This is a genomic window from Flavobacterium sp. KKT103 (genome assembly GCF_055640565.1).
The window spans coordinates 3,097,577-3,118,334 of the sequence record NZ_CM145766.1; the positions used below are offsets into that span (position 1 = coordinate 3,097,577).

The window sequence follows — 20,758 nt, forward strand, 5'->3', positions numbered from 1 at the left end:
CTAAAGGAGTTCTTTTTAAGAGCTCCTTTTTTTATTGCTCCTCCTAACCTCTTGTCCAATTCAAATAGTTGCGTAACTTTATCCCGTAAAGAATACTATTCAAAACCATACATGATGTTTACCCTAGAAAAAATCAAAGCAGCGTACGATCAAGTACAAACAGGAGCTGATTTCCCCAATTACATTCAGGAATTAATTCAACTTGGCGTTAAAGGCTATGACACAATTGTCGCTGATGGTCGCGTTCGCTATTATGGCGACGCCACTAATGAAGCTAGCACTGATAAAAAATATGAAGCCTTACCAATTGCAGCTTCTGCTAACAAAGAGCGTTTTATCGAATACTTGGTAATGCATCAGGACGGCCAAACTGATTATTATACCTTTTGCCAACAGGCTGCGCAATGCGGTATTGCTAGCTGGCAAATAGATATTTTGGAAATGACTTGCACCTATAAGGATACCAATAACCATCCTATTGTAATAGAAAACATTCCTTTATAAAGCACCTATGGTGGCACAATCATCGTTATTCGAACGGAACGCAAAATGCCGCTTTTTTCCGTTAAATAAATGACATGTTAAAGAATTTCCGAATTCAATTCCCTAATTTTACCCCAATACAATTTAAAAAACACCCCAATGACAGCTTTTAGCAAACAATTATCTTTTCGTTGGTCTGATTTAGACCCAAATTTTCATGTGCGTCACAGTGCCTATTACGACTTTGGTGCACAACACCGTATTGAAATTTTAGAAAGCTTAGGCTTGACCATGAAAGCTTTTCAGATTCATCACTTTGGACCGATTCTTTTTAGAGAGGAATGTGTTTTCCGAAAAGAACTTAAATTATCCGATGTAATTTTCTTGCATACCACCATTTCTAAAATGACTGCCGATGCTTCAAGATGGACCATTGTACATGAATTTAAAAATGCCGAAGACCAGGTTTGTGCGACAATAACAGTAGATGGTGCTTGGATGGATACCCAATTACGCAAATTAGCTAATCCAGTTCCACAAATGGCTACCGATGCCATGAATAATATTCCTAAATCGGCTAGTTTTACGATAGTTTAAACGCCATTTTATTTTGAGATCTAACCGCTAACAGAATTAGTAGACCGAAATCAGAAAAAAGAAAAGCTGTAAATCAAACAGCAATAGGATTACTTTTACTGACAAAAATAGTATAGAAAATTAGTCCGCTTTTTTCAAGAATGCACACTCTAGGAGTACATTTTCAAGAGAAAAAGCTTCTGATAAATAAATGCAGCAATGATATCAAATAGAAGATTTAGAACTAAATAAATGTGATCGTATTCAAAAACAATAGGTTACGTTCTCAATCTTTATCGGAAGGCCATTTCGGTGAGCCGTAAAAATAGTAATAGCATCGATTCCATGAAAACTAGTGCCCATTGCAACTTATTGTTATCCAACACTGTCGATAAGAAAAAATTCATTAAAAGCATTCTTTCACAGGATGCTCCCGCTGAATTGTCTTATTTGAACGAGTTAAATGGGCTCTTGTTTTCGGATATCGCCATAAAAGATTTTATCAAAAAAGAATATCAATATGACTATCAAGGCCTCGATGTCTCTGCTACACGAAAATTAAGCAGCATGTCATCTGGCGAGCAAAAAAAAGCGTACCTCCGTTACTGCTTGCAGCAAAAAGCAGACTATATCTTATTAGATAATCCGTTGGATCATCTTGATCAAAATACACGGTCCGAATTGCTCCTAACTTTAAAACAATTAGCATCAAGCTTGATTATCATTCAGATTGTGAATCGTAAAGCAGATTTGTTGCCTTTCATCGATAATAACCTAGAAGTGTATTCAGATTCCTTTGCGCTACGCCCAATTGCTCTAGAAAAGGACATTCTTAAAAACAACTATCCTTTAGCAATTCCGCCTCCCTTGGAAAGTACTTCATTTGAGGAGACTATTCTGATTCAAATGAACCAAGTATCTGTATCGTATGAGGATAAGAAAATTGTAAACGCTATTGATTGGACGATTAAAAAAGGAGAATTTTGGCAACTTACAGGACCTAACGGCTCAGGAAAAAGCACCCTTTTATCTTTGCTAACGGGCGAGAATACTAAAGGCTACGGACAAGACCTGTACTTATTTGGTCGTAAAAAAGGTAGTGGCGAAAGCATTTGGGATATAAAAAAGAACATAGGCTATTTTTCGACTGCAATGGCCGATTTGTATCAAAAAGACCATACTCTTGAACAAATGATTCTATCTGGTTTTTACGATTCGATAGGCTTGTACGTCCAACCCACTACTGCACAAATAAAAGTAGCGAGTCAGTGGCTCGATTTAATCGAAATGAGTCATTTAAAAAATACTGTTTTTAAGCAGCTATCCATTGGTCAGCAGCGCTTAGTACTGATTGTTCGTGCTGTTTTAAAACATCCTCCTTTAGTTATTTTAGACGAGCCTTTAGAAGGTCTAGACGATGAAAACAGCCAATTAGTCATTCGGTTAATCAACACTATAGTTTCAAAAACTACAATGACTTTATTGTATGTTTCTCACAGAATCGAAACCAACTTGCATCCTACGGCAATTTTAGAACTAATTCCGTCCGAAAACGGTTCGCTAGGAAAACAATACCATTCTAGTACCATGTCTCTTTAATTCTCTACAAATAATTTATAAAAAGGTCCTAAATTTACGTTTTTACTTTCCTTTATTTTTGAATGTTCCATCCTAAAGATAATTAAAAGTATGATCACACGTTAAAGAATAGTATCTATCCTTCTTAATCATTAAATTAGAAGGTTTAAGCTAAATTTTGTAAGCTAAAACGAATATAAAGTTTGATATTTGTATTCAATTCTAAAAATAGGCCAGAATTACAATCGATTATATTTAAAAAAATAATTACCATTTGAAAAAATACTTACAAAAGAGTTTACAAATACTTTCCTGGCTAATAGGTACCCTTGTTGTACTGCTATTGGTCGTACTTATTGCTATTCAACTTCCTGCAGTTCAAAATTTTGCCAAAGATAAAATTGTTACTTATGTCCAATCTAAGGTGAAAACCAAGGTTGACATCAAAAAACTGAAAATAGAGTTTCCTCATAAAATCATTTTAGAAGGCGTATTGGTTGAAGACCAAGAGAAAAACACCCTTTTAGCTGGAAAAAAAATAGCCGTAGACATCAGTTTATTGGACTTAATAAGTAATGAACTTACCATCAGTACTATTGATTTAAATGGTGTCAGCGCCACTGTAAATCGAAATAAAGCAGGCACCTTTAACTTTGATTATCTCATTAAAGCTTTTGCTTCGCCCCAAAAAGACACGACCGCCGCTAGCCCACCGCTCGTTATTACTTTAGGCAAAATCAATCTTGATACAATCACTATTCGTTATAATGATGCTTTCGCAAAAAGGAACCTGGCTGTACAATTGCAGCATCTTGATACCCGAATAGAAAATTTTGACTTAGAGCAAATGGACTTTGCAGTGCCTAAAATAAAAATAAAAGGGCTTAATTTAAATTATCAGCAAGGTATAGTAGCAAATACTTCTCAACCTTCGGCAACAACTAACGCACCTGATCTAAAACTACTTTTAGGCGAAATAGATCTTTCTAAAATCAACATCGCTTTTAAAGACGAAAAAAGTCGCTTACAAACAGCGGTCGATTTTAAGAAGTTATTTGTAAAGTTTGATAAAACCGATTTAAGTAACCAATTTATTTTAATCAATGAAATCGCTCTTGCTGATGCGCAAGGGAAACTCGCCTTTGGAAAAATCCAAAAAGTAATTGCTGAAACTACTGCAGCCAATAGCGAGCCCAACAACTGGGAAGTAAAGATAAAACAACTGAATGTAGATCGTTTAGGGTTTGATTTTGATGATAACAATGCTCCCAAAGCGCCAAAAGGAATCGATTACAACCACCTCAAGCTTTCTCGTTTAAGTACTCAGATAAAAGATATCCATTATAGCAGTATTAGTACTGCGGCAACTGTTATGTCCTTAAAAGTAAAAGAGCAAACGGGTCTTAACATACAAGCCTTTACAGCCGATGTTTTCTATGGTCGCAAAAATGCCTTCTTTAAGAATTTGTATTTAAAGACACCACAAACGTTACTTAAAAACCAAATTGAAATTGGTTATCCTTCAATAGAGAGCATTTCTAAAAATTTAGGTGATTTGAGTATTAATGCTAATTTGCAAAAAAGTACAATTGGTTTTAAAGACATTTTAGTTTTTGTTCCCACTTTAGCCGATACCAATCCGTTTAAAGACAACCCAAATGCTATCCTAAATATTGACACGAAAGTAGGTGGGAAATTAAAAAACATAGCGATTCCTAAGTTTGAAATTAGTGGCATTGGTAAAACCAAGGTGAGCGCTAGCGGAAGAATAACCGGCTTACCTGACGTAGACAAGGCGCAATTTGACTTGGTTATTAACGATTTTTCATCAACTGCAAAAGACTTGAATTCGTTTGTACCTAAAAACACTATTCCAAATACCATTCAGCTGCCAACTACTTTTAATCTTAAAGGGAGTTTTAAAGGGAGCATCCAAGATTTTTACACGGACCTTGTTTTAGGTAGTTCGTATGGTGGTGCCAAAATTAAAGGACAGTTCAACCAACAAGTCAAAAACAGAGAAAAGTATAATGCTACAGCCGAGCTACAAAATTTTGATCTTGGTAAACTGATTAAAAATCCAGAGGTAGGAAAATTGAGTCTAAAAACTAGCATTAAAGGAACTGGCTTAGCTCCAAAAACAGCTAATGCGACGTTAAACGGAACAATTAAGCAATTGTATTACAACAAATACACCTACCAAAATCTCGCTTTAAACGGCAAAATAAACAATGGTTTGTTCCAAGCAACTGCTAACAGTACGGATCCTAATCTCAGTTTTGATTTGGTTGCGAGTGGTGGATTTAAAGACAAATATCCCAAAGGTAAAATTGATTTGAATATTGATATTGCCGATCTTGAAAAATTAAACCTGCATGCAGGGCCTTTAAAAATAAGAGGGAATGTAGTTGCTGATATTCAATCGGCTGACATTGACTACCTCAATGGTACATTTAGTATTTTGAATTTGACTGTGGCTGATGCCAAAGAGCAATTTGTAACCGACTCGATTACCTTAATCGCAACTAATGATGCTGCAAAGAACAGTTTAGTTTTTAAATCTCCATTTCTAAATGCTACCGTAGATGGGAAATACAAACTGTCGAAAATAGGCGATGCCATTTCTAATTCAGTTGCATCCTACTATGCGACAGGAGCGCCTTCCAAACAAAAAAACAGTGAAAACCAATCATTACGTTTTGACGTAAAAATTGCCGACAGTCCGCTTTTAATCAAATTGATTCCAGAACTAAAAAGTTTGGAACCAATAGCTATATCCGGACGTTACAACAGCATTAATGACTCGATTGTATTAAATGGAGCTTTACCAAAGTTGGTTTACGGAACCAATACCATTACCAATGCAACCGTAAAAGTGGATTCGCAGGATAAGGCACTGCTTTATAATGTAACGATAGACGATATTCAAAATGAGCAATTTCAATTGCCTTTTACCGCTCTTTCGGGTACGGTGCAAAATAACGTTCTTGCTTATGACTTGCTATTAAAAGACGGCAAGGACAAGGATCGTTACACTCTTTCGGGAGTCCTCAAAGCAAGCAATAAGGGAACTGAAATTCAGTTAGATCCTAAAAACTTGCTACTTAATTACGAATCTTGGACTGTGGACCCTGAAAACACGATCCTTTTGGGTGCTAAAGGAATTAACGCCTCAAATTTTGAGTTGAGCAAATCCGGTAGTAGTATTAAAATTCAATCGCAAAACAACCAAGAAAACGCTCCATTGGCTATTGATTTCAAAGATTTCAAAATTGAAACAATCAGTAGCATGGTCGAAAAAAGCGACTTGCAATTTAACGGAAACATCAACGGAGATGCTTTGGTTAAAAATTTGAGTACTAGTCCTGTTTTTACCGCACACCTTGATATAACTGAGTTTGCTTTCAAAAAAGATACAGTTGGGGATATTAAAATCCAAATTGACAATGCAACGGCCAATACTTTAAATACCAACATCAACATTACGGGACAAGGAAATCAAGTCGATTTAGAGGGAACGTATAAAATTGATAATGGTGCCTTAGCGCTCAATTTAGACCTTGCCAAATTAAACCTGAAAAGTATTCAAGGTTTTACTTTTGGGAGCATCAAGGACAGTAAAGGGTACTTTAACGGAAAATTTACTATTACCGGAAACAGCAGCAGTCCTAAACTGAACGGGGATTTAAAATTAAACGATATCGGATTTACGGTTACTACCTTAAATGCTGCCTTTCAATCGATGAACGATCCAATTCGTTTCAGTGATGACTTGGTTACATTTAATCGTTTTACAATCAAGGACGAAAAGAACAACGACCTAACAATTAACGGAACCTTGAATACTAGTAATTTATCAAATCCAGGTTTTCAATTAACAGTCGATGCTACTAATTTTCAAGCGTTGAATTCGAAGGAAAAAGACAATAATTTGTTTTACGGCGAGATGTACCTTGATAATAATTTAAGGATTTCGGGAGATTTAAACAGTCCTGTAGTTGAAGGAAATATCAAGGTCAATAAAGACACTAAATTTACCATCGTGATGCCGCAATCGGATCCGTCGATTGCGGATCGCGAAGGTATTGTGGAATTCATCGACCAAGACAATCCCGTACTTGTTACTAAAATTGCTGTCGATGAAAGTTTAAGTCAAACTAGCATTACTGGTATCAATGCTTCGGTAAATATCGAAGTAGACAAAGATGCGTCTCTAAGTATTGTTATCGATAAAGCCAATGGTGATTTCCTTGAATTAAAAGGAGAAGCACAGCTAAATGGTGGCATCGATCCATCTGGAAAAACGACGCTTACCGGTCGCTATGAATTGAACCAAGGAGCTTATGAAATGAACTTTAATTTCATCAAACGTAAATTTGATATTAAAGAAGGAAGCTACATTCTTTGGACGGGTGAACCAACCGCCGCCGATGTCAATATAACAGCCGTGTACAAAAATCTAGCGGCACCAATCGATTTAGTTAATGACCAACTGGCCAGTACTACTGATGCGGTAAGAAATACGTACAAGCAAAAAATTCCTTTTGAAACCGAATTAAAAATGCAGGGCGATTTGATGAAACCGAATATTAGTTTCGACATCGTTTTACCAGACGGGAACAACAGTGTTTCGGCTGAAGTGATCAATACCACCCAGTCCAAACTAACGCAACTGCGTCAGCAACCTGATGAATTGAACAAGCAAGTATTTGCATTGCTTTTACTAAACCGATTCATTGGCGAAAATCCGTTTGCTAGTGAAGCAGGCGGTAGCTCAGTAGCTTCAATTGCGCGAGAAAGTGCTAGTAAAATATTGTCGCAACAGCTAAACAACCTTGCTGGTAACTTGATTAGTGGCGTCGAATTGAACTTTGACTTAAATACTGCTCAAGATTACACTACGGGACAAGTAGAAAATAAAACCGACCTCAGTGTGGGGGTTTCTAAAAAGCTTTTGAACGACCGCTTAAAGGTTACTGTGGGAAGCAGTTTTGGGCTTGAAGGACCACAGCAAGCGAATGAAACTACCAATAATATCGCCGGAGATGTAGCTGTAGAATATCAATTATCGCAGGACGGCCGTTATAAGTTAAAAGCCTACCGCTTAAATAAATACCAAGTGGCTTTGCAAGGACAAGTAATTGAAACGGGAGTTGCTTTTATTTTGACATTGGATTACAATAAATTCAAAGAACTGTTTCAAAAAAGTAAAACTGATAAAGAAAAATCAAAATCAAAAAAGAAATAAGGAGATCGATCAATAGTATGAAAATCAAAACCCCTATTCCCTATTTAATACTTGCTACACTATTTTTTTACGGTTGTGGTGGTACCAAAAATTTGCCCGAAGGCGAACTCCTATACACCGGAGCTAAAGTTAAAGTAGAAGGCGTTGCTACTCCTAAAAGTGAACGAAAAGCAATTCAAGCGGCATTAGAAGAATTGACACGTCCCGAGCCGAATAGCTCCTTTTTAGGAATCAGACCCAAATTGTTTTTTTATAATTTGGCTGGAACGCCAAAAAAAGAAAAAGGATTTCGCTACTGGTTGAAAAACAAAGTCGGTGAACCGCCTGTTTTATATAGCAAAGTAGATTTAGAATACACTAAAAAAGTACTAGAGAATTACAGCCAAAACAATGGCTATTTTAATACCAAAGCCTCTGCTGATTCTACTCGACGCGGTAAAACAGCTTATGCGACCTATACCGTGATTCCCAAGCAGCAGTACACGATTCGTTCCGTACAATTTCCTCAAGACAGCTCTTTGCTTGCTAGCACTATTCGTACATCGGAAAAACGAAGCGTACTAAAAGTAGGTGCTGGCTACAGCCTCGACGCTATAAAAGAAGAGCGTGAACGAATCGATGCCCGACTCAAAGAAAAAGGGTTCTATTATTTTAATGCCGATTACATCAAAGTACAGGTTGATAGCACCGTTGCTGACCACAAAGTCGATTTAATCGTCAAAATAAAAGACGAAACACCAAAGTTGGCAGAAGAGCAATACAAAATCAACAAAGTAATAGTCTATCCTAATTACGCCATCAATTCAGACCAATTGACTACCACAAGTGATAGCATTGTTCGATACAAAGATTTTACGATTATTGATCCTGATAATCTTTTTAAACCGCGAATTTTCGACCGTACGCTCTACTTTACAAAAGGCGATTTATACAACCGAACTGATCATAATTTATCTTTAAATCGCTTGGTCAACTTGGGGACTTTTAAATTTGTAAAAAACTCCTTTAAGGTAGCGGACACAACAGGAAATTATCTAGATGCTTACTACTATTTAACACCATTACCAAAAAAATCCATCCGATTGGAATTATTAGCTAAAACCAACTCAGCCAATTATACCGGAACCGAATTGAATCTGAATTGGGGCAATCGCAATTTATTAAAAGGTGCGGAACAGCTAACCATATCTGCTTTTGGAGGTGTTGAGGTACAAGTTTCAGGGCAAAATAATGGTTTTAATGTCTATCGTTTTGGAACCGAAGCTAACATGATTTGGCCGCGCATCATTGCTCCTTTTAAATTTCAATCGGCTAGTGGTTTTGTTCCTAAGACCAAAGCTACTTTGGGCTATGAATACCAAAACCGAACCAAGCTCTACTCCTTACAAACCTTTAAAGGATCCTTTGGTTACTTATGGAAAGAGAACGAGCGCAAGGAACATTTATTGAACCTAACTGAAATCACCTATGCCAGTCCGCAAAATGTGACGGCATTGTACCAAGAACAAATTGATGCTAATGCTTCATTAGGAAAAGTAATTGAAAAGCAATTGATTTTTGGTCCTACCTACTCCTACACTTTTACAAATACGATGCAAAACCGTAAAAAACATACTTTCTACTACAAAGGAAGCTTGGATTTATCAGGCAATGTAACCGGATTAGTGACGGGCGCTAATACGAATGCAGGCAAAACCAAAGAAATCTTGAATGTCCCTTTTAGTCAATTTGTTAAAGTCGAAAGTGAGCTGCGTCATTACCTCAAACTAAGTAAAGAATCACAATTAGCTAGTAGAGTGATTGTAGGCGCAGGTTTAGCTTATGGTAATTCAACTGAAATGCCCTTTATCAAGCAGTTTTTTAATGGAGGAACGAATAGTATTCGAGCGTTTAGAGCCCGATCTATTGGTCCCGGAACCTTTAACGGCTCAGCAACCAATAGCGGAGGATTCCTAGCGGATCAGTCCGGTGATTTTAAGCTGGAATTCAATACAGAGTACCGCGGACAAATTTACGGTTTGGTTAAAGGCGCTGTATTTTTAGATGCTGGTAATATTTGGTTATTAAAGGACAACCCTGATAAACCCGGTGCTAAATTATCTAAAGATTTTATGAAAGAGCTGGCTGTGGGTGTTGGAGCGGGATTGCGATTTGATTTTTCGTTTTTAGTGCTGCGTACTGATTTGGCCTTCCCTATTCGGAAACCCTATTTAGCTGATGGTAATCGTTGGGTACTTGATCAGGTCAGTTTTGGAAATAGTTCTTGGCGCAAGGACAACCTCGTTTTTAACCTTGCCATTGGATATCCGTTTTAAAACGAGTCCATTAGCAGTTTAATTTTGGCAAACCGAAAAAAATAAAATTACTATTATCTTTACGAAATAATTATAATCCAATAATAAAAACAAGCAATTCATCGGTTTTGACTTAAAATCAAGCCTATTTATTGCTTATTTCAATTATCTTTGGAACCAAATTAATGTACTATGGAAGAATGTATTTCTGTTTTTGATATGCTTAAAATAGGTGTTGGACCATCAAGCTCACACACCCTCGGGCCGTGGCGTGCCGGCGAACGCTTCCTTGAAGAATTACGTAAAAAAAACCTGCTTCCGACCATTAATCAAGTACGTATCGACCTTTATGGATCGTTATCGTTGACCGGTACAGGACATGCTACTGACCTTGCCGTAATGCTAGGACTTAGTGGCCAAGATCCGGAGTATATTCCCGTTGAAAATATCGATGGAATCATCAAAACCATTAAAGAAAACAAGCAAATTAAATTGGGAGACGAATGCTTGATTCCGTTTGATCCTACTACGCAAATCGTTTTTAATAAAGAGTTTCTTCCGTTTCATTCTAACGGTATGACGTTTACCGCCTACACCAAAGAGGGAAAAAAACATACAGCTACCTACTACTCCATTGGTGGTGGTTTTGTAGTCAAAGAAGAACGCGTTAATGCCAAGAAAAAAATAGCTATTAAATGTGCTTTTCCGTACCAAATAGAAAAAGCGACAGAACTACTTCACTTTTGCGTAAGCGAAAACAAAAAAATATCAGAAATCGTTTATGAAAACGAAAAATCCATGCGAACGGAGGAAGTTATTCATAGCGAATTGTTGCGTATTTGGCATACCATGCTGGAGTGCATGTACATTGGTTGTCACACCTCAGGGATTTTACCTGGTGGTCTAAATGTGCGTCGTAGAGCTTTTGATATGCATCAAAATTTAATTGGATTATCGAATTACAACAGTCCGCAAACCTGGCTGGAAGAAATTCGAACTACCGAGGTGAAATTCCGCCAAATCTTAAAATGGGTTTCTTGTTTTGCCCTAGCGGTAAACGAGGTAAACGCAGCATTAGGACGCGTGGTTACGGCGCCTACTAACGGTAGCGCAGGGGTTATTCCGGCGGTTTTAATGTACTATTTGGTTATCGAAAACCACCAAGCGGGCGAAAAAGAAATCAAGCAATTCCTGCTAGTTGCGGGCGAAATAGGCAGTATTTTCAAGAAAGGATCTACTATTTCAGCAGCGATGGGCGGTTGCCAAGCCGAAATTGGCGTTTCCTCCTCGATGGCAGCTGCAGCCTTGTGTGAGCTCATGGGCGGTACGCCGGAGCAAGTTTTAATGGCGGCCGAAATTGCTATGGAGCACCACCTAGGATTGACTTGCGACCCTATTGGCGGACTAGTTCAAATTCCGTGTATCGAGCGCAACACCATGGGTGCCATCAAGGCGATTAATGCGGCTGAACTAGCGCTTGAAACCGACCCGAAAAACGCCAAAGTACCGTTAGACAAAGTTGTGAATACCATGTGGGAAACGGCCAAAGATATGAATAACAAGTACAAGGAAACCTCCGAAGGCGGACTTGCTATAGCCGTAAACATGGCCGATTGTTAATTGTATCTTTGTATTTTATTTTGTGAATTTTAAAAATTGGGGCGTGCCGCTACTTCCATTTCATTGCAGTAGCGTCAGGCTCTCGGCACTCGCTTCCCGAAAAAAATCGGGAGAGCTCAGACAAAGCCTCCATCCTTCACGCGAAACCCTTTGGCAGCAGCTTAATTAAGTTTAAAATGAACTTTTTTAGGTTCTAACCTCTTTTTGAAACATCTTGTATTTTCCCTGAAAGATAGTAGTTTGTTTGTACAATTAACCCATTTTTAGGTTTTTGGACGTGCCGCTACTTCCATTTCATTGCAGTAGCGTCAGGCTCTCGGCACTCGCTTCCCGAAAAAAATTGGGAGAGCTCATACAAAGCCTCCATCCTTCACGCGAAACCCTTTAGCAGTAGCTTAATTAAGTTTAAAATGAACTTTTTTAGGTTCTAACCTCTTTTAGAAACAGCTTGTATTTTGCCTAAAAAGTAGGAGTTCGTTTGTACAATTAACCTGTTTTTAAGTTTTGGGCGTGCCGCTACTTTCATTTCATTGAGGTAGCGTCAGGGTCTCGGCACTCGCTTCCCGAAAAAAATCGGGAGAGCTCAGACAAAGCCTCCATCCTTCACGCGAAACCCTTTTGCAGCAGCATAATTAAGTTTAAAATGAACTTTTTTAGGTTCTAACCTCTTTTAGAAACAGCTTGTATTTTCCCTGAAAGATAGTAGTTTGTTTGTACAATTAACCCATTTTTAGGTTTTTGGACGTGCCGCTACTTCCATTTCATTGCAGTAGCGTCAGGCTCTCGGCACTCGCTTCCCGAAAAAAATCGGGAGCGCTCAGACAAAGCCCTCCATCCTTCACGCGAAATCCTTTTGCAGCAGCTTAATTAAGTTTAAAATGAGCTTTTTTAAGTTCTAACTTCTTTTAGAAACAGCTTATATTTTGCCTAAAAAGTAGGAGTTCGTTTGTACAATTAACCCATTTTTAAGTTTTGGGCGTGCCGGTACTTTCATTTCATTGCAGTAGCGTCAGGCTCTCGGCGCTCGCTACCTGAAAAAAATCGGGAGAGCTCAGACAAAGCCTCCATCCTTCACGCGAAACCCTTTTGCGGTAGCTTAATTCAGTTTAAAATGAACTTTTTTAGGTTCTAACCTCTTTTAGAAACAGCTTGTATTTTCCCTAAAAGATAGTAGTTCGTTTGTACAATTAACCTCTTTTTAAGTTTTGGGCGTGCCGCTACTTCCATTTCATTGCAGGAGCGTCAGGCTCTCGGCACTCGCTTCCCGAAAAAAATAGGTAGCGCTCAGACAAAGCCTCCATCCTTCACGCGAAACCCTTTGGTAGCAGCTTAATTCAGTTTAAAATGAACTTTTTTGGGTTCTAACCTCTTCTAGAAACATCTTGTGTTTTGCCTAAAAAGTAGGATTTTGTTTGTACAATAAAATCATTTTTAAGTTTTGGGCGTGCCGGTAGTTACATTTCATTACAGTAGCGTCAGGGTCTAAGAATCGTAATTGAGCTGTTTAAATAAGATAAAAATTTTGCGAAAGATAAAAGTAAATTTTTCACTTATTTCGCCATTAAACTTAGCGCTGTTTACTTTTGTATTATTGTTGCATCCTATTTTTTAAATCCATTCTTGAATGTAAAATTCTAGTAATTTCAATTTGTTTTGGGTTTACTATTCTATAAAATAGTATGTGTTGGCCTGATTTGTAGCCAAAAATTTCTGTGCTGATTTCATGATACTTCTTCCCGGAATTATGATTTTCAGCTATGTATCGACAATGTTCAAGAATTTCTTTATAGTATTTATCCGCTTGACTTTCCGACCAAACTTCATACGTATAATCCCAAATTTGGGTTAAGTCTTCAACAGCTTTATTTGTAAAAATGTAGTTAGCCATTTCTTTTGGTCGCTTTCAAAGATTCAAGATGTTTTTCTGCATTAAAATTGTTTGCTATTCCACTTTCAATTCCATCATTAATAGCCTTTTTTAAAGCCATAATTTTACTTTCCTCTTCTTCTAGCAATCTTAATCCCGCGCGGATGACCTCACTTACATTTTGAAATCTACCTTTTGAAATGCTGTCATCAACAAAACTTTCAAAATAATCACCTAAAGAAACCGATGTATTTCGTCCCATGATTTTAATTTTTAAGTAAAGTTACCAAATTTTGGTAATAGTATCAAGTTATCTTCTTTTTTCATTATCACAATAACACAGTTAAAACCTATGTTTTAAAATAATAAGATTAATTCTTTACGACTTACTTCCAGTATCCAGTATAAAGTTTTCAGTGCTCGCTAAACCCTTTAAAAGATATGATTTTTCCCGTTTTGGGAACTTTCTGTGCTTGTTTTTGAAATCTCTATTTTTTGGTGTTTTATTACGATCAACTTCTAAAATTGCAGTTGCATCTGGTTCGTAGCGTTCGCTACCTGAAAACAATTGGGACAATACAATCAATACCGCCACTCTTGACGTGATGCACTTTTGCGTAAGCGAAAATAAATACGATATCCTCCTTGTAATTGTAAATAAAGTAGTATTTTAGTACCATCAAACTCCTCTTATGCAGATCATTGTAAAAAAGATATGGCATCGCGATGCGGACCGAATAGGTCTGTTTTTTCCGTATGACACGACTACGATTTCCTTGGCTCGAAAGCTGGGTGGATCGTACAGTCAGTCGTTGCGGTGCTGGTATTTTGATTACAATGCGGCTAGTTATAAAATGATTAGTCAAAACTTTCCTAATTTGCTCATTGAAAACCCCAAAAGTATTTCTGCGCAATCGCTGGCCGGCTCTACCATAAGCCGTGACCTTCCAGCCATAGCTACAAGCGATTTTCAGTTAGATCCTGCACCTGTGCCTGATAACCCTGAACATATAACGGCACCTAAACCGTTAGAATCCCCGTTGCGATTAGAATTACTTCCTAATTTAGGGAAATATTGGGTTTTTAAAATGCCTTATAATCAGGTTATAAGCAAGCAATTACTGGCTATAAAGGGAATTTATTGGAATGCTAATTATAAGGTTTACATGGTTTTACGGCAAGCTAATGTGAAATCGAAGGTTGAAAAAGTGTTGGATGTCCCTTCCTTTTTTCCTGAAAGGGATTTTTATAAAGCCGAGACGGCATTTGAGGGCGAATCGATTGTTTTAAAACCACACCCAGAGGATGTGAAATGGATGGAAGTTTATGTTCCAGCTCACCTTGTTTTGCGTGAAAAAATTAAGCGTTTTTCGATGGCTCGTTTCAGTACCATCAAAGAGTGTTATTTGTTGCCAGCAGCTCCAAGTGTATATGAAGCGATTGTCATGCAATTTGAACCTAACAAAATACTAATTAGCAAACAGTTACCGAAGGGGTATTTGCAATTGCAAAATTTACCTAATCGAAAGCAATTGGATTTAACTAAAACCAAAGAGCAGCTCTTTAACCAGGTGCCTGCTGCTGCACATGAGCATGTTACCGCTATGGTGGATACGATTTTAGCGCTGAATTACAGTAGCTCTACGATGCGTACGTATGTGGGTGCTTTTTTGAAGTTTTTGCGTGATCATGGATACCGAGATCCGCAAACAATTACCCAAAAGGAGATTGTTAAATATTTGGCTTCCTTAATGGAACGCGGACTATCAGCGGCTTCGGGTCACAGCATGGTAAATGCGTTGCAGTTTTACTACCAACAAATTGGATTACAAAAAGGGTTTGAACTGCATTTGCCTCGACCGAAAACCGAAAAGAAACTTCCGGCAGTATTAACGATGGAAGAGTGTTTAGAGATTTTTAGAGCTGTGGATAACCCCAAGCATAAATTGTTACTGCTGGTAGGTTATGGCGCTGGTTTGCGTGTGAGTGAAATTGTTACTTTGGAGTGGCGCGATATTCTGTTTTCGGAGTATAAAATTCACATTAAGAACGCGAAGGGCAAAAAGGACCGAATGGTAATGCTGCCCTACTCGATTGTTAACTCACTGGAGATGTATAAAAAGTTGTACCAGCCTAATAAATATGTTTTTGAAGGTCAGTTCGCTGGCGAGCCGTATAGTACGGGTAGCGCTCAGCAGGTGATGCGTACGGCCTTGAAAAAGTCGGGTTTGTCTAAAAAAGCGACGGTTCACACGTTACGTCACAGTTTTGCCACTCATTTATTGGAAGGTGGAACCGATATTCGTTATATTCAAAAATTCCTGGGACACGCTAGTATTAAAACCACCACTATTTACACTCATGTATCTAAGATGGCTACTGATAAGATCGCGAGTCCGCTGGATCGCTTGGTTCAGGAAAATAATAAGAAAAAACTGAGCGAGGAGTGAAAACAATCAAAAAAGATGTATATATTTGATGTTATATACTAGTTAGCAGTTATACTCCAAAAATGACGAAAAAACAATATGAAAGAAAAGATAGCAAGTAAATTAAACATATTTCCAAATATAATTATAATTCTAATAAGCATTGGAATATTTGTTGGAATTGGAATTATGTTGGTGTTAAGATTCTTCGAGAAATTAGAAACAGAAAATAAAACTACTTGGGAAAATTTAGTTTTTCCTTTTTTAATTTTAGTATTTATCATTTATTTACTAAAACACATTGTAAATAATTTCCCTAAAATAGTTATAGAAAAATCTGGAATTAACTTTTCTACATATTTTAAAAAAGAGTTTTATGACTGGAATGAAATTGAAAACATTAAAATCACTGGAAAAGAAAATCTTAAATTTTTATTTACTTCAATGCCATTTGAAGCAACAACTTTAAATTTAAAAAATGGGAAGAAAAAAAACATTTGGGCTGATAATTATTCAAATATTTCTGAAATTAGAGTTTTATTAGACAGGGCTGAAAAAATACTTTCTGAAAATAGAACTGAAATAAATTTTCTTGATTTTAATATAAACAGAAATCTGAAAATTTCAAATCAGATAAATTTCAAAAACAAGATTGAGTTTAATGGAAATCATTTTCTTTCTGCTAATGGTTTGCTTTTTTATGGTTTTATTGTTTTCATATTATATATGTTTTTTCAAAACCCAACAAAAATGATAAATAATTACCAAGCTTTATTTTTTATACTTACAGTTGGAATAGTAATGTGTGGAATATTTAGTTTTAAAATGCACTATTTTATTATTACTGAAAAGTATATTATTGTAAAAAATAGCATATGGTTTTGGTTTAATAAAGTTTATGAAATAGAAAACATAAAGGAATTAGTTATTGAAACGCCACATAAACAATCAACTTCATTAAGAATAATAACAAATGATTTTCATTCAAAAATTTATCAAGCTGGCAGCTTAAGAGACTCAACTTGGACAAAAATGAAAGAATATCTATTGAAAAAAGAAATTGTAATTAGAAATGAAACTTATCATTAAAAGAATGTACAACTGCTAACAGGCGTTTGGCAAGATTGCGAATTTTGTAGTAAATTCACGTTTATTTCTCGCAAGAAATTTTATCTTTGATAGAAAATAATCGGTTCCGAAGTTCGCAACCTCGCCAAGCGCCGGGACGTTGGTGGCAACACTATGACGATAGCAACGCAGAAAGAAAACCGCTTAAAAAAACAGAAAATACTAAAGAGTTTTGCTCACGCAAAACTCTTTTTATTTTAGCGAAAGATTGAATATTTCAAATCGCAAAAAATTAACTACTTTTGCTTTTTTTAAAATAATTAGCAATGACAGAGAAGAAAGAACTTAAGGATGGTTACATATATGACTACATTTCAGGAAATGAAGTAAAAGCAACTCCAGAGGAAATTGATGCAGTTCAGGTTTACTCAAAAATTTTAGTAGAAGATTATGGCTATCCCAAATCCCATATAGCAACACATCCACAACATAGAGTAAAAGTACGACCATCAGATACAAAAAAAGAATATCCAACTGACATTGCTGTGTTTACTAATGATAAAAAAGATGAAGATGACATTCTTATTATTGTTGAGTGCAAGAAAAAAAACAGAAAAGATGGTAAAACACAATTGCAAGATTATTTACGATTTTCTAAATCTCCATTAGGAGTTTGGTTTAACGGAGAGGAAAGACTTTTTTTAAAAAAAATAGAAAAAGATGGCAAAGTATTATTTGAAGAAATACCTAACATACCGCGATATGGTCAAAGAATTGAAGATGTAGGTAAATTTAAAAGAAAAGATTTAAAGCCAGCTACAAATCTTAAAAATGTATTTAAAGCAATGCGTAATTACCTTGCGGGTAACGTGGTTGGTGCAACAAGAGATGAAGTTTTTGCTCAACAACTAATAAACTTAATTTTTTGTAAAATATATGATGAAAAATTTACAAAGCCAGATGAAATGGTTGCATTTCGTGCAGGTATCGATGAAAAGTCTAAAGAAGTAAAAGACAGAATTTTAGAATTATTCAATAAGGTTAAGAAAAATTATAATGATGTAATTGATAATTCTGACGAAATTATTTTAGATGAATATTCACTTACATATATTGTTGGTGAACTTCAACAATATTCAATACTTGAATCTTCAAGGGATGCAGTTAGTGACGCTTTTGAAGTCTTTATAGGTCACGCTTTAAAAGGTGGTCAAGGTCAGTTTTTTACTCCTAGAAATGTTGTAAAAATGGTTGTTGAGTTAATTGACCCAACACACGAACAAAAAATTATTGACCCAGCTTGTGGAAGTGGTGGTTTTCTTGTAGAAAGTTTAAGATATATTTGGAATAAAGCTGAAATTGAATTTGATGGTTTGGGTTGGCCAAAACACGAAATTGAAATTGAAAAGCAGAAAATTGCAATTAAGAATATTAGAGGTATAGATAAAGATTATTTCTTAAGTAAAGTAGCTAAAGCATATATGGCGTTACTTGGCGACGGTAGAGGTGGCGTTTTTTGTGAAAACTCATTGGAAAATCCCGACCATTGGAACAAAAAAACAAAAGATGAAGTAAAAATGGAGTACTTTGACGTTGTAGTAACAAATCCTCCTTTTGGTTCAAAAATACCTGTCAAGGGTGAAGATATATTGAAACAGTATGATTTAGGACATAGTTTTAAAGAAGATAAAAAAACTGGAAAATATACAAAAGACAAACTTCAGCAAAAAGAAACACCACAAATATTATTTATAGAACGATGCTTACAATTATTAAAACCAAATGGCAAATTAGCATTAGTATTACCTGATGGTATTTTAGGTAACGACAGTCTTGTATATTTGCGAGAATGGATATTAGACAAAGCACAAATTTTAGCTGCAATAGATGTTCCTATTGAAACTTTTATGCCTTATACTTCTACTAAAACAAGTATTTTAATTTTAAGAAAACTAAATAAAGGTGAAGTGTTAGAAGACTATAAAATTTTTATGTGCATCTGCGAAACGTGTGGACACAACCGAAGAGGACAAGAAATAGAAAGCGACGATATTAGTTTAGTTTCAGAAGAATATAAAAAATGGTTAATAGAAAATGATTAAAGTAGTAGAAAACGCAACGTTTGTTGAAGTCAGTAAGAGTAATCGTTTCGATAGCAAATATTATTATTTAGGTGAAATATTAGATAAAACTTTATCTCGTTTTGAAACTCATCCTATTTCGTATTTTTCTAAAGCAATACGAAAGGGTATTTTTGACTTAAATTCAAAATTATATCAATCGTCAGGTATTCCGTTTATAAGAATATCAAATTTAATGTCATATACTCTAGATGAAAAAGGAATGGTTTACATTCCCTTAAAAAATCATCAAAAAGAAAGTAAGACAATTTTAGTTCCAGGCGATTTAGCATTATCAAAAATTGGGAAGTATTTAGGCAAAATTGCACAAATACCACTACGTTTTGAAGAAGTAAACACCAGTCAGAATATAATTGGAGTTGCTTTTGACTGCGAAGACTACTTAAGAAAGTATGTTTTTTTATACCTTACTACTCCGTTAGCTATTAATCAAATATTACGAGTTAGTAAACAGCATAATCAAAATAAGTTAACTCTTCCAGATATAAGAGGTTTAAAAATTCCGCTTCTTTCAGAGGATAGAATGCGTTATTTTGCAAATGAAGTTACAGAACTTTCGATACTAGAAGATGATTCATATAAATTAGTAAAAAAGGCGCAGTCTATTTTTTATGAAAAATTAAAAATTGACTTTAAATCAATACAAAGAGAATTTACCTTTACAACAACTTTAAAAGAAGTTAAGGCTGAATCATTCTTTTCTCCTGAATTTGCGAATCCACAATACAATAAAACAATAAATGCACTTGATAAATTTGAAACAAAATCATTAAGTGAATTAATATTACCATTTAAAGGTTCTGAAGTTGGTAGTGCTAATTACAATCTTTATACTGATAAAATCGAATCTGATATACCATTTATTAGAACATCAGACATAGTAAATTTTGAAGTTGACAATTACCCAGATTTTTTCATTGCAAACGAAATATATCAAGAGCTTAATCAAGAAATAAAACCACTTGATATAATATTCTCAAAAGATGGCAGTATTGGAAATATAGCAATGCTAACAGAAGCAGACAAAGTAATTATTGGTTCGGGTTTTCTGATATTGAGAAAAAAAGAGGAAGTGGATATAAGTCCTTTTTATATATTTTGTGCACTTTCAATTCCAGAAATTGGAAATTTTCAGGCAAAAAAGAGAACTGTAATTGCATCTACAATACCGCATCTACGACCTGAAAACTTACTAAAAACTAAAATACCTATATTACCAAAAAAGGACAGAGATATTATATCAGATATTCTTGAAGAAGCATTTTTAAAAAAATCTTTAAGAAAAACAAAATTAGACGCAATAAAAAAAGAATTAGAATTAGAGTTTGAGGCAGTTAAAACTTCCCGATAATTTTAGAAATAACAAAAAGTCTATAAAACATATTGTTTTATAGACTTTTTGTTAATATTGTTGATAACATAATTTATTTTTAAGTATTATTATATATTTTTGA

At 35.6% G+C, this 20,758-nt stretch carries 13 protein-coding genes; 10 read left to right on the plus strand and 3 right to left on the minus strand.

The annotated features are described in order from the left end of the window. Positions 1-111 precede the first annotated feature (111 nt). From ACZ2G0_RS13350 to ACZ2G0_RS13375, 6 genes are all read left to right on the plus strand, one after another. Positions 112-504 carry a DUF1398 domain-containing protein gene (locus ACZ2G0_RS13350; protein ID WP_470308018.1) on the plus strand — a complete coding sequence of 131 codons (393 nt, stop codon included), beginning with the start codon at positions 112-114 and terminating at the stop codon, positions 502-504. Between the two features lie 138 nt (positions 505-642). Further along, a complete protein-coding gene (locus ACZ2G0_RS13355) occupies positions 643-1,080 on the plus strand; it encodes an acyl-CoA thioesterase (protein ID WP_300285626.1) in 438 nt (145 codons plus the stop codon). Positions 1,081-1,404: 324 nt separating this feature from the next. After that, positions 1,405-2,658, plus strand: a complete 1,254-nt coding sequence (locus ACZ2G0_RS13360; protein WP_470308019.1) for an ABC transporter ATP-binding protein — start codon at positions 1,405-1,407, stop codon at positions 2,656-2,658. Positions 2,659-2,911: 253 nt separating this feature from the next. Beyond that, a complete protein-coding gene (locus tag ACZ2G0_RS13365) occupies positions 2,912-7,885 on the plus strand; it encodes a translocation/assembly module TamB domain-containing protein (protein WP_470308020.1) in 4,974 nt (1,657 codons plus the stop codon). A gap of 17 nt (positions 7,886-7,902) precedes the next feature. Continuing rightward, a complete protein-coding gene (gene tamL / locus ACZ2G0_RS13370) occupies positions 7,903-10,200 on the plus strand; it encodes a translocation and assembly module lipoprotein TamL (RefSeq protein WP_470308021.1) in 2,298 nt (765 codons plus the stop codon). A gap of 171 nt (positions 10,201-10,371) precedes the next feature. After that, positions 10,372-11,799, plus strand: a complete 1,428-nt coding sequence (locus ACZ2G0_RS13375) for an L-serine ammonia-lyase (protein ID WP_470308022.1) — start codon at positions 10,372-10,374, stop codon at positions 11,797-11,799. A 1,588-nt stretch (positions 11,800-13,387) separates the two neighbouring features. Here the strand turns inward: ACZ2G0_RS13375 and ACZ2G0_RS13380 are convergent. The 3 genes from ACZ2G0_RS13380 to ACZ2G0_RS13390 form a co-directional block, all read right to left on the minus strand. Beyond that, positions 13,388-13,687: a type II toxin-antitoxin system RelE/ParE family toxin gene (locus ACZ2G0_RS13380; RefSeq protein WP_470308023.1), complete on the minus strand. Its 300-nt coding sequence runs from the start codon at positions 13,685-13,687 to the stop codon at positions 13,388-13,390. Beyond that, a complete protein-coding gene (locus ACZ2G0_RS13385) occupies positions 13,680-13,928 on the minus strand; it encodes a type II toxin-antitoxin system ParD family antitoxin (RefSeq protein ID WP_470308024.1) in 249 nt (82 codons plus the stop codon). Before ACZ2G0_RS13385 ends, ACZ2G0_RS13380 begins: the two co-directional genes overlap by 8 nt. 117 nt (positions 13,929-14,045) lie before the next feature. Beyond that, positions 14,046-14,261: a hypothetical protein gene (locus ACZ2G0_RS13390; protein WP_470308025.1), complete on the minus strand. Its 216-nt coding sequence runs from the start codon at positions 14,259-14,261 to the stop codon at positions 14,046-14,048. A gap of 97 nt (positions 14,262-14,358) precedes the next feature. On the opposite strand from ACZ2G0_RS13390, the gene ACZ2G0_RS13395 reads away from it, so the two are divergent. The 4 genes from ACZ2G0_RS13395 (at position 14,359) to ACZ2G0_RS13410 (ending at position 20,655) form a co-directional block, all read left to right on the plus strand. Then, a complete protein-coding gene (locus ACZ2G0_RS13395) occupies positions 14,359-16,116 on the plus strand; it encodes a tyrosine-type recombinase/integrase (protein ID WP_470308026.1) in 1,758 nt (585 codons plus the stop codon). A gap of 78 nt (positions 16,117-16,194) precedes the next feature. Continuing rightward, on the plus strand, positions 16,195-17,184 hold the full coding sequence (locus ACZ2G0_RS13400) for a hypothetical protein (RefSeq protein ID WP_470308027.1): 990 nt from the start codon (positions 16,195-16,197) through the stop codon (positions 17,182-17,184). Positions 17,185-17,489: 305 nt separating this feature from the next. Further along, complete coding sequence (locus ACZ2G0_RS13405; protein WP_470308028.1) at positions 17,490-19,265, plus strand: N-6 DNA methylase; 1,776 nt, start codon at positions 17,490-17,492, stop codon at positions 19,263-19,265. Beyond that, positions 19,258-20,655, plus strand: a complete 1,398-nt coding sequence (locus ACZ2G0_RS13410) for a restriction endonuclease subunit S (protein WP_470308029.1) — start codon at positions 19,258-19,260, stop codon at positions 20,653-20,655. The genes ACZ2G0_RS13405 and ACZ2G0_RS13410 overlap by 8 nt, the downstream gene beginning before the upstream one ends. Positions 20,656-20,758: the final 103 nt, after the last annotated feature.

Excerpts from the sequence above, each read along its gene's own strand:
- tamL (WP_470308021.1), top strand. The coding sequence starts at position 7,903 with ATGAAAATCAAAACCCCTATTCCCTATTTAATACTTGCTACACTATTT.
- ACZ2G0_RS13400 (WP_470308027.1), top strand. The coding sequence starts at position 16,195 with ATGAAAGAAAAGATAGCAAGTAAATTAAACATATTTCCAAATATAATT.
- ACZ2G0_RS13405 (WP_470308028.1), top strand. The coding sequence starts at position 17,490 with ATGACAGAGAAGAAAGAACTTAAGGATGGTTACATATATGACTACATT.
- ACZ2G0_RS13380 (WP_470308023.1), bottom strand. The coding sequence starts at position 13,687 with ATGGCTAACTACATTTTTACAAATAAAGCTGTTGAAGACTTAACCCAA.
- ACZ2G0_RS13385 (WP_470308024.1), bottom strand. The coding sequence starts at position 13,928 with ATGGGACGAAATACATCGGTTTCTTTAGGTGATTATTTTGAAAGTTTT.
- ACZ2G0_RS13375 (WP_470308022.1), top strand. The coding sequence starts at position 10,372 with ATGGAAGAATGTATTTCTGTTTTTGATATGCTTAAAATAGGTGTTGGA.
- ACZ2G0_RS13410 (WP_470308029.1), top strand. The coding sequence starts at position 19,258 with ATGATTAAAGTAGTAGAAAACGCAACGTTTGTTGAAGTCAGTAAGAGT.
- ACZ2G0_RS13395 (WP_470308026.1), top strand. The coding sequence starts at position 14,359 with ATGCAGATCATTGTAAAAAAGATATGGCATCGCGATGCGGACCGAATA.
- ACZ2G0_RS13350 (WP_470308018.1), top strand. The coding sequence starts at position 112 with ATGATGTTTACCCTAGAAAAAATCAAAGCAGCGTACGATCAAGTACAA.
- ACZ2G0_RS13355 (WP_300285626.1), top strand. The coding sequence starts at position 643 with ATGACAGCTTTTAGCAAACAATTATCTTTTCGTTGGTCTGATTTAGAC.
- ACZ2G0_RS13360 (WP_470308019.1), top strand. The coding sequence starts at position 1,405 with ATGAAAACTAGTGCCCATTGCAACTTATTGTTATCCAACACTGTCGAT.